The sequence below is a fragment of the Desulfatiglans parachlorophenolica genome (genome assembly GCF_055394735.1).
Map to the genome: position 1 here is coordinate 4,830,221 of NZ_AP042460.1, position 10,574 is coordinate 4,840,794.

The 10,574-nt window shown below is 59.5% G+C and carries 8 protein-coding genes; 3 read left to right on the plus strand and 5 right to left on the minus strand.

Going from position 1 to position 10,574, the window contains the following annotated elements:
- Window positions 1-73: 73 nt before the first annotated feature.
- Entirely contained in the window at window positions 74-937 is an 864-nt protein-coding gene (locus ACZ500_RS22405) for a class I SAM-dependent methyltransferase (protein WP_464229638.1), read from the minus strand.
- 498 nt (window positions 938-1,435) lie between these two features.
- Here ACZ500_RS22405 and ACZ500_RS22410 point away from each other — a divergent pair, with 498 nt between their 5' ends.
- Both ACZ500_RS22410 and ACZ500_RS22415 read left to right on the plus strand, forming a co-directional pair.
- On the plus strand, window positions 1,436-1,558 hold the full coding sequence (locus tag ACZ500_RS22410) for a hypothetical protein (protein ID WP_464229639.1): 123 nt from the start codon (window positions 1,436-1,438) through the stop codon (window positions 1,556-1,558).
- A gap of 77 nt (window positions 1,559-1,635) precedes the next feature.
- Complete coding sequence (locus tag ACZ500_RS22415) at window positions 1,636-2,571, plus strand: glycosyltransferase (RefSeq protein ID WP_464229640.1); 936 nt, start codon at window positions 1,636-1,638, stop codon at window positions 2,569-2,571.
- A gap of 215 nt (window positions 2,572-2,786) precedes the next feature.
- Here ACZ500_RS22415 and ACZ500_RS22420 read toward each other — a convergent pair whose 3' ends face one another.
- The 4 genes from ACZ500_RS22420 to ACZ500_RS22435 are packed head-to-tail and all read right to left on the minus strand — an operon-like array spanning window position 2,787 to window position 8,131.
- A complete protein-coding gene (locus ACZ500_RS22420; protein ID WP_464229641.1) occupies window positions 2,787-3,917 on the minus strand; it encodes a DegT/DnrJ/EryC1/StrS family aminotransferase in 1,131 nt (376 codons plus the stop codon).
- Window positions 3,914-5,665, minus strand: a complete 1,752-nt coding sequence (locus tag ACZ500_RS22425) for a hypothetical protein (RefSeq protein ID WP_464229642.1) — start codon at window positions 5,663-5,665, stop codon at window positions 3,914-3,916. Before ACZ500_RS22425 ends, ACZ500_RS22420 begins: the two co-directional genes overlap by 4 nt.
- Window positions 5,662-7,059, minus strand: a complete 1,398-nt coding sequence (locus tag ACZ500_RS22430; protein WP_464229643.1) for a B12-binding domain-containing radical SAM protein — start codon at window positions 7,057-7,059, stop codon at window positions 5,662-5,664. The genes ACZ500_RS22425 and ACZ500_RS22430 overlap by 4 nt, the downstream gene beginning before the upstream one ends.
- 40 nt (window positions 7,060-7,099) lie before the next feature.
- Window positions 7,100-8,131, minus strand: a complete 1,032-nt coding sequence (locus ACZ500_RS22435) for a dTDP-glucose 4,6-dehydratase (protein WP_464229644.1) — start codon at window positions 8,129-8,131, stop codon at window positions 7,100-7,102.
- 187 nt (window positions 8,132-8,318) lie between these two features.
- Between ACZ500_RS22435 and ACZ500_RS22440 the strand changes: the two genes are divergently transcribed.
- Entirely contained in the window at window positions 8,319-10,316 is a 1,998-nt protein-coding gene (locus ACZ500_RS22440) for a hypothetical protein (protein WP_464229645.1), read from the plus strand.
- The last annotated feature ends 258 nt before the right edge of the window (window positions 10,317-10,574 follow it).

Consider the following 10,574-nt stretch of genomic DNA (forward strand, 5'->3'; position numbering starts at 1 on the left):
TCCCGTGGTGCAGGGTCTGTCCGCCGGTGGAGGATCCTGCGGCTGTTGTCCAGTGGAAAACAAGGTGAGATGCTCAGGGTTTTTGGGATTTGATCAAGTATTTGAAGCAGAAGCGTTTGAATGGGGCCGACTGCTCGAGCGTTTGATTGAGGTGGTAGAAAAGACGTTCCAACCGCTGACCTGCGGCGGGCGGCAGAAGCGACCTCGAGCGGAAGCCGATCGAGGTGAAGCGAGGCGGTGGAATGAGGTGCAGCCCGCGGGTCCCGCGGATCCGGAATCCGGCGGCCTCGACCAGGCGTTCGGTGCGCCGGGGGGGCAGCCAATGGATGCGGCCTTTCGGGTAGCTGCCTGTCAGTTGGGCGACTCGGATGGCCATGCGCCATGGAAGACCCCAGGCGTTGGAGACGTCCAAAACGAAAGTGCCTCCCTTTTTCAGAACGCGGAAGATCTCTTCGAGGACGGCGCCCGGCCGTCCGATGTGGTTCAACACCGATTCACAGACCACCATATCGAAGGCTCCTTCCTTGAAGGGCAGGCCGGCATCGAGGTCCGTTTGAAGCAGGAGCCCTTCCAGGTCCGCAGATTCGAGGCGCTGACGGGTGAGCTGGAGCATGCCTGCAGAGGCGTCCAGGCCGGTTACTTTGGCCCCCTTCCGGGCGGCGAAGAGCATGAAGTGCCCGGGGCCGCATCCGACATCGAGGACCATGGGGGCAGGGGCGATATCGGCGAAATAGAAGGTCCCGTAACTATCGAGCTTGTCGTTCCGGAAGTAGTCGAAATCGGGTTTGCCGAGGCTCTCGCCGATCGAAGCAGCCACGCGGTCCCAGTCCGGCAGGGAGAGGAAGGAAGAGCCTTTGCCCGGCCTCGGGGCGGGGTTTGCCTTTGGAACGGGGAACAGCTTCTGCAGTGGTTTGGGCCGATGATCGGTCTTATCCATGGTCCTTCATCCTGATCCGGGGTTTCTTGGATCCTTGACAAAAGCCCTTGTGTCGGGATGGAGGATGACGAGAGGGGCATTCCTCCTTTCCGGATGGGCTTGCACAGCACCGGGGGGCCTTCCGCGGAGGCGGCGCACGCGCCCGGCAAGAACTGAACCATAGCATTGAACATCCACGAAGACAATTGCATTGGACGGGGATTCGATCATCAAAGTGAAGGTGTCCAGAATGACGGAGTGCACCATCCTGGATTGCGCATGCGCCGTTATCCCCGGCCCGCTGTAAATCGGGATTTTTCCCTGGCAGGAGCAGGAACATTCTGTTAAAAGCAGGCGTGGCGCTCGGGCGGGGATTCGGGGCGAGGTTTGACTGGTTCTGCCCGGCGGCTCAGGGCTGTGAAGGCATAGGAAGCGATCATCCCGATGATGTAACGCCGAGGGAGTTTCCATCCGGAAATGGTCTTTTTTGCCAATCTCAGCGTCAATCTGCACGTTTGATTGTGCGGCGACCTACAGGTCGCTTCAGCGCAAACGCTTGATTTTCTTGATATTGGCAAAAAATCCTCATTTCCGGATTGGAAACTGGGTTGTACCGGGAAATCATTTCCCGATAGAGACTAGGGAGAGTGCCCGAGCGTGGTAATAGACGAAATGCCGCGGCCGAGAGCGCAGGCACGGCGGCATCGGAGAGCAGCCTTATGGATATTTCAGTGGTGATCCCCGTTTTGAACGAAGAGGAAGGCCTTCCCTACCTTCTGGACCGGATGATGGGGGTCCTCAGCGGGGCGCGGTACCAGTGCGAACTGGTTTTTGTGGATGACGGGAGCCGGGACCGGAGCCTGGAGATTTTGAAGGCCTTCAAGGCATCGTCCACCGGCGGCGTTCCCATAAAGATCGTCAAGCTGGCCCGCAATTTTGGCCAGCACCCGGCGACGATCGCCGGTTTTGCGGCTGCGTCCGGACGGATTCTGGTGACCTTCGATGCGGATCTTCAGAATGAGCCTGCAGACATCCTGAAGCTTGTCGAGAAGATTGAAGAAGGGTGTGATTTTGTCAGCGGGATCCGGGGTGCTAGAACGGATTCCGTTTGGCTTCGTCAACTGCCGTCCTATCTGTTTACCCGCCTGCTCAACATCGTTACCAAAAAGAAACTGAAGGATTACGGTTGTCCCTTGAATGCCCTGCGGTCGGAAATCGCCGTTCAAATGCGTGAGTATGGTGATATGCAGCGCTATCTGAAGCCGCTTGCGACCCGACTCGCTTCGCGGATCGCCGAGATCCCGGTTGCCCATTATCCCCGTGTAAAGGGAACCTCACGTTACGGCATGCTGGATCTGATCGACCTCTTCTTCGATTTCCTGACGAATTTTTCGAGGCGCGTCTTTCAGCGGGTGGCTATCGGGGGCTGCCTCCTGGCTTCTCTGAGCCTCATGCTGGGGTTTGTCTACCTGGCCGCCTCTCTGGCCTTGGGATATGAGAGGATCAGCGCCCTCGGGTTGGGCCTGCCTGTCTTCATGCTCCTGATCGTCGGGGTGGAGTTTCTGGTGCTGGGCGTGCTCGGGGATTTTGTCGTACGCGTTTACCAGAAGGTCGAATCAAAGCCGATTTACCGGGTGGAGCGCATCTTCGACTGACTCTACGGGAGCGCAAACGGGGCTGTTCCAGGTGGCAGCGGCGGCCGGGGACATGAGGGCCCGGCGGGTGCTGAAGAACAAAAGGACTCGCCACCTCCCGCCGGATCCGGCGGCGGACTTTGCGGACCGCAGGAGGGATCTTTTTCTGTGGGAGGCCCGACGCAGGACAGACTCGGTTCGGCGTGCGGATGGTCGAGGTGGCAGGGGGTGCGCCCTTAAAGGACCGAAAGGGTTCTTTGGACCGCCGCGATCACCGCTTCGACCTCTTCATCTTTCAAGCCGGGATAGAACGGAAGAGAGACCGTGCGCTCCCCGATCTCCTCCGCGACCGGGTACATTCCGGGCCCGAAGCCGAACTGCTTGCGGTAGTAGTGCATGAGATGGACGGGGCGGTAGTTCACCGCCACACCGATGCCTTCCCGGTTGAGCCCTGCCAGGAAGGCATCCCTTTTTCCGGCCGGCGCCCAAACCGTGTAAAGGTGCCCGGCGTGGGCGGTACCATCGAGGGTTTGCGGCAGACCGAGCAGGGGGTTGTCCGAAAAGGCTTCATCGTAGCGCCGCCGGATGCGGGTTCTTTCCTTCAGTTTGTCCGCGATCTTGCCGATCTGCGGCAGGAGCAGAGCGGCCTGGAGGTCGAACATGTTGGCTTTGTATCCCAAAAGGGGCATGTCCCAGTGCCGGTAGGCGCTTGTGTAACGATCGGCCGCAGCCTTGTCCATGCCGTGAGACCGCAGGATGAAAAGCCTTTCGGCCAGTTCGGGGTGATTGGTTGCCACGGCCCCTCCCTCCCCCGCCGTCAGGTTCTTGGTCGCATAGAAGCTGAAGCAGGCCGCGTCGCTCAACTGCCCGGGCCGGACGCCGTCCCGCGCCCCTTCGACGCAGTGGGCCGCGTCTTCGATGAGATAAAGCCCCCGGGCGCGCGCTACGTCCGAAAGCCGGCGCATGTCGCACATGTGCCCATAGAGATGCACCGGGATGATGGCCTTTGTCCGCTCGGTGACGGCCCCGGAGAGCTGCTGAACGTCCAGGTTCCCGGTCGAGCGCTCGACGTCCACGAAAACCGGGTGTGCACCGGCTTCCAGGATGGCGTTGGCCGTGGCGATGAAGGTCATGGGCGTTGTAATGACCTCATCCCCAGCGCCGATGCCGAGCGCCTTGAGGCACAGGAACAGCGCCGTCGTGCAGCTGTAGGTGCCGATGACGTGCCTGCAATCGAGATATTCCCCGAAGGCCTTTTCGAACTCGCGGGTGACGGGCCCCGAAGTGAGAAAAACGCCCCGCAGGGTGTCGATCAGCGATTGTTCTTCGTCTTTTCCAAGGGAGTGCCTGAAAAATTCCACCTTCATGAGAGATCCCCCAGGGGCCGGTTGCCGGGCTTCACGTCCGGTTCATCGCCCCGTACGCGGATGTTTGCGGAGACTTCGTATATAGTGAGCAGCGCATTGCGGTAGACGGCCTGAAGATAATCGGCTTTGGCAGGCTCGAAACGGCCCAGATGTTTTTCGGTGTCGCTGTAGAGGACATAACGAATGGCATAGCGTTCAAGAAGATCCCGTCGGAATTGGTTGTCCTCCCGGTCATCGAAAAACCGCCTCACGAGGGCATTCTTCCCGGAAAAATCGATCGTGAAGTTGTAGTGGCCTGTAAATGCCTTGACCCCTCCGTAAGCCGGCAGGCAGCAGCCGTTCTCAGCCGCCGACAGGACGATATCCGACGCTTTGGAATGCCGGTTCAGCCAATCGAAGCCGTCCATCAGCGCACGCGGGAGGTAATAGGGACGCGAATGCCGCGACAAGTCCTCGAACAGGCCGGCATACAGAATGATATTGCTGGGGATGGACAGGAGCAGGACCCCGATCATGAGCCCGCGCGGGATGAACCCGCTTTTCCTCGAGCGGGTAGGACGCCCCCGGAGCGCCGGCCCTCCGTGCCGGAACACCCAGATGCAGCAGGCGAGGGCGGAAAGAACATAGAAACTCCCCGCGCTTTCCATCCCCCACGGGATGAGAGGGTAGGCATAAATCAGAATGAGCAGGGCGGCCGCCCAAATGGAGAGGAGGATGACCTCTTTCGCATTCCGATGAAGGTTCTTGAACCCCTCGAAACAGAAGCAGCCTGTCAGAAAGGGGATCCCCAGCCACAGGGTCAGTTCCAGGGGCGAGAGCGGTTCGAGTTCGATCCCCTTCCAGACGCTGTCCATGATCGTCCCGTACCGGAGATAGGCGTAATAGGCGACGGCCGGAAGCGTACCGGCCAGGGCGGTCAGATAATGCCCCACCCGGCGCGGGGAAACAGCCCTGTCTTGAAAGGAGAGGAGGATGGGAAAGACGGCGTAGACCATGAGGAGCAGCGGAAGGTCATACGGGCGGACGGCCGCGGTGAGCGAGGCCGTGAGCCCTGAGAACAGGAAAAATCGGCGCCGCCCGGTTTGTTCCCCCTGAAGGAGGAGGGCCATGGCGATGCAGGTCCCCAGGATCGCGCGTACGAAATGGGGTTTGTTGATCATGTACCCGAAAAGGTTGATCCCCTGGATGTCCCAGAGCTTCAAGTCCGGGAGGGAAAGGCCGGACCCGTCGAGCGAATAGGGGACCCAACCGAGCCCCGTTGCGAAAAGCATGACGATGAGCGCCCAGCGGCGCTCGCAGGCATCCTTGAAAAAACGCGCCGCGAGGTAGTACAGGCCGAAGACGAGAAGGATGACCGTCAAGCTCCTTTCCACGTGAAAGCCTGCTGTCAGGGAGAGCGACGACAGCCGGAGCGCCTTGCCGAGGAGCCACCACTCGGGATTGAAGTAAAAGGGTTCGTGCTGTTCCGGCGTGAGACGGTTTTCGAAGAGGTGCGCCCCGTCCAGAGATTGCCGTTCCCACATGAAATACATGCAGGCGCCCTGCACGTCCCTGCCGACAAGCCCCGTGAAATAGGCATCGCGCGGGGCCGTGGCATAGCCATATAAGTAAGGCGCCCAACTGAGGGCCAGGCAGAGGAGGGCCAGGATGGCAAGGAATCCGAGGTCGGCTGCCCGGGCGCTTCCCTGCTTTACAAGGGGAGCGGTCTGTTGCCGGCCCCTTGCTTCCGGTGTCGGGTGAATGGTCATGTCCTCAAGGCGATGGATCGTAACATTCCATTGACGAGGGTTCTTAATTGGGCCCTTGTTCTGATGCGTCTTAGAACGTTCAGGGCGGTGCGCGGGCGGCTGTAAAACCTCAGGTAGGCCTTCCGATAAAGCCCGGCCATCTCCCTTTCGGACATTTCGGCGTAGCCTTTCAGGCAATGACGACGTCCGAATCCCTGATAGTGAAGCTCGGGAGATGCTTTGAATTTCCGGGTGATCTCTTCATAAATCTCCGTTCCCTCTGTTACCCTCAGCGGGGAGAAAACGACGAAATCGAGGGGAAGGCTGCAGGCCATGCGGATGGTCGCCTCGATATCAGCCCGGGTCTCGGAGGGAAAGCCGAGCATGAAATAGCCCTGCAGCGTGATGTCGCTCACCGCTTTGATCATGTGGACCTTTTCGCGAATGGTATCGAGGCTCAGCTGCTTCTTGACAGAGTCGAGGATCCGCTGTGAGCCGCTTTCGATGCCGATGGAAAAGCCGAAGCAGCCGGAGCGCTCCATGAGACGGACGAGATCGGGGCTGAGCCTTTCCATCCGGATGCCGTAGGGGCAGTCCCATCCGATCCGGATGCCCCGGCTGAGCAAGGATTCGCAGAATCGGGCGACAAAAGAGGCATCGAGCGCGAAATTCTCGTCGACGATGTCGATGGTGCGGACATGGAAGCGCGTCTGAAGATAGCGGATCTCATCGATGACATGATCGACGCTCCTTCGGCGCACACGCCGCCCGGTGATCAGATGTGAGCCGCAAAAGGTGCAGTGGAAAGGGCACCCGCGTGTGATGGCCATCGGGGCCGCCGGGAGCTTCGTGGTCATGAAGGAGTAGCCGCATCGGTAGCGGTCGGGCCTCAGGATCTCCCAGGCGGGCATGGGCAGCGCATCGAGATCGTCCGCAAAGGCCCTGGGGTTGGCCGCAATCCGATCATCTGCGCGATAGATGAGCCCCGGGATGCCCGGCCCGGCCCGGCCTGCTTCTTCCAGCTGACTTAGGAAGGACGGGAAGCCTGGCTCGGCCTCTCCGGCGAAGGCGTAATCGAGGCCGGGAAACTGTTCGAAAAGCCTCTCCGGGGCCTCACACGAGGGGTGCGGGCCGCCGATTACGGTCAATGCAGCGGGAAGGGCCTCGTTGACGATGCGCAACATTGCTGCGGCGCTTTGCGCATCACAGCTGAAGACCTTGATGCCGACGAGGTCGGGGTGGAGTCCTTCGATGCGGTGCCTGAAATCCAAATAGGAACACCGCTCCAGCAGACAGTCCAGATAGGCGACGCTGTGCCCCGATTGGCGGGCCAGGGCGGCCAGGTATCCCTGGCCGATGTCGGGCGTGCTGTTGAAACGCTCGTCTGAAATGGGTATGACAAAAAGTATCTTCATAGCGGAGGGACATTCATCACGGAAACGCGATTCATGTCAATCAATAATATTGAAAGGTCCCGTCCTTGCCGACGATTTCGACCCGTCGCATGCTCAGCATTCGCTCCCACCACGTTCGGTGGGTGGCGTACCACGCGATGGTTTTTTCGAGTCCCTCCTGAAAATGGGTGCACGGGTGAACCTTCAGAACGGCTTCGGCCTTGGCGGTGCTGGAGATGTGGTGCTGGACCTGCCCTGGTCTGTCCGGTGTAAAGGTGATCAGGTTCTCCGAAAGTCCAAGGATCTTCAGGATCGTTCGAGCGACGCCCAGGATGTCCAGGTCGAATCCGGAGCCGAGGTTGAAGATCTGTCCCCTGACATCCGCGTCATCGGCATGAAGCACGAGATCCAGCCGTTTGCAGGTTTCTTCGACAAAGAGCCAGTCCCTTTTGGCCGTGCCGTCGCCGTGGATCGTGAGGGGTTCGCCGAGCAGGGCGCTGCTGACAAACCGGGGAATGACCTTCTCGAGGTGCTGATAGGGGCCGTACTGATTGAAAGGCCTGACGATGACGGTCGGGAGATCGTAGGTCCGCCAGTAGCTGTAAACCAGGCGATCGGCGCCGGCCTTCGCGGCTGCATAAGGCGTCATCGGGTTTAGTGGATGATCCTCATCCATGGGTTGATAGAGGGCGGTGCCGTAGACCTCGGATGTAGAGACATGGATGAAGCGCCTGATTTGATCCTTGTTGCGCAGGACCGCATTGGCGACCGATTGGGTGCCCAGGACGTCGGTTTTGAAGAATTTTCGATCGTCGAAGATGGAGCGTGCAACGTGCGTTTCGGCCGCGAAATGAACGACGCAGTCGACTTCCCTGACCAGATCGAGGACAAGCGCCGCGTCACAGACATCGCCCCTGATGAATCTGAAGTTCGGATTTTCCTTGATTTCGCTCGAAAAATTCTCCAGGTTGCCCGCGTAGGTGAGGGCGTCGAGAACGAGGATTTGGTATCGAGGATACCTTTTCATCAGGTGGTAAACAAAATTGGTGCCGATGAAACCAGCCCCGCCGGTCACGAGTATCCTGAGTTTCAATGTTCGATCCAGTGGCTGCCGGGATTGTGTTCCCGTCCGGAAAGGGTTTCTGGGGGCCGCGATCGGCCTCGATTCGTCCCTCGGCCCGCGCGACGGTTAACGATTTGTTCCGAGCCTGCGGGTGCCCGAAAAAAGGTCCCCGGATGAAGACAAATAAGGGATGGCTTAAACTCGTTTCCATCCGGGAATGGTCTTTTTTGCCAATCTCAGCGTCAACCTGCAAGTTTGCCTGTGCGGCGATCACCAGGTCGCCTCCGCGCAAACGCTTGATTTCTTCAATATAGACAAATCGGGACCCGCCGCGAAGCGGTGGTGCCGAGCACCCGAAGGGTGTAAAGAAAAAATCCTCATTTCCGGATTGGAAACCGGGTTGTACCGGGAAATCATTTCCGGATGGAAACCAGACTCGCGAAAAACTATAACAACACCGGCGACTGCGGGGCAAGGTTTAAAATGGATGGTGGGTCGGGGGCTCCGAAAGGCCGGAAAGACCGAAACGGAGGCCGGGATCGCGGCTCATGGATCGATGCGTTTGCCTGGGCATCAGACGGGAGGGCGCGTGCAGCCGATGGGGAGTGATGCGGGGTATTCTACTATGAAGAATAGCGAGCGGACGATCCGCGAAGGTCTGGTCTTGTGCGGGATGTCCGCCGTCATCGTGGCGTGTTTCGTCTGGGCGCAGGACGACCTGTTTTTCAATCTGCTCGACGAGGGCTCGTTATGGTACGGCGTCTGGCGGACAGCGGCGGGGGAGGTCCCCATAAGGGATTTCCTCTCTTACGATCCGGGCCGATATTATTTCTGCGCCGCGTTCACCAGGCTTTTCGGCAGCGGTCCGGTAGGGCTTCATTGGGCCGCAGGCTTTTTTCAGTGGATGGGCCTGTCATGCGGGATGCTGGCCGTGAAGCGGGTGCTTTCGAGCCGGCTGGCTCAGACGGGCGTGGCCTGCCTCATCATGATTTGGATGATCCCATGGTACAAAAGCTTCGAACAAGGCATCCTGCTCATGGCCGTTTACGGTGCGTGCCTGCTGTGGGAGCGCCCGTCCCGTGCACGGTTTTTCTTCGGCGGTTGCTTCGTCGGAATGGCCGCCTTCTTTGGCCAGAACCACGGCGCCTACATCGGGGTGAGCTACCTGGCGGTGATGTTTCTGGCAGGGAGCACGGAAAATTTCCGCCTGGGGCTTCAACGGCTCGGCCCCTTTGCGGTTGGGGTCATCATCGGGCTGCTCCCGCTGGCAGGCATGATCCTCGGCGTGGAGGGGTTTCTGGCAGGCTGCCTCAGGCGTTTCGAGTTCATTGCCTCCGGCGTGGCGAATCTTTATCTGGACGTGCCCTGGCCGTGGAGAGCCGGGGGCCCTGGCATGAACGCTGTTCGGTTTTTGGAGCAGTTCTCCACGGGCCTCCTCTTCGTTCTGCTGCCTCTTTCATACGTAGCGGTCCTGGCATGCGCCGCGGTCCGTGCGATTCGGAGGCGGTCCCGCCCGCCCCTCGATTTTGCGTTTGTCTGTGCTCTGGTCGGTCTTCCCTATCTGCATCACGTTTTCGGGCGCGCGGATCTTTCCCACCTGGCGCAGGGAATTCCGGCCTTTCTGCTTCTGGCGGCGGCTGTTGCCCGGCGGCTGGCTCATCGGGGGGAGTGGAGGCATCGGGCCGCGGCCTGTATGGTCTGTCTGGTGTTGGTTTCCGCCTCCTGCTTTTCTGCCGGCGTGGCGAACCCTGTTTACAAACGGCTTTCCACTCCGCCCGGAGCGCTCGCGAAAACGGAGATCGGGGGGGATGTTTTGGTGGTATACGGGACGGAGGCGGCCTTGATCGAGGGGGTCCAGGACGCGGTTGCCCGCCATCTCGGTCGGGAGGATCGAATCCTTGTGGCGCCGCACTGGCCGGGATTCTATCCGATCCTCGAAAAGACGTCCCCGCTCTGGGAGCTTTATTTCCTTTTTCGCGATTCGGAAGAGAGGCAGAGGGAAAAGATTGCCGCGCTCGAGGAGAAGAAGGTGGGGTGGGTGCTCTTGGGAGATGAGGTGGTTATGCGTGCCGATGGACTCTCCTTCAGGGAAACGCATCCCTTGTTGATGGAATATATCGAAAACCATTTTATTACGGTGAGTCAGGGGAAGGGGGGATCCTTCGGCTGGACGCTCATGAAAAGGGCACCGTTGCCTTTTGCCGGGGGTTCATAGTAGGGTTCACATAAGGGTACGTTCGAGGATGGCGTGCGGTTCTTGTGAGGATTATGTCAAGTGCTCGGTCGCAACCCTGGTGTCCATCCGGAAATGATTTCCCGGTACAACCCAGTTTCCAATCCGGAAATAAGGATTCTTCACACGCTTCGCGTGCTGAGTCCAGCTGCTTCGCGGCGGGCCCCTGTTTTATAATATTCATGAAATCAAGTTTTTACGTCTGATCGGCCAGGCCCCTTGAGGGTGGGCGCCGGTATG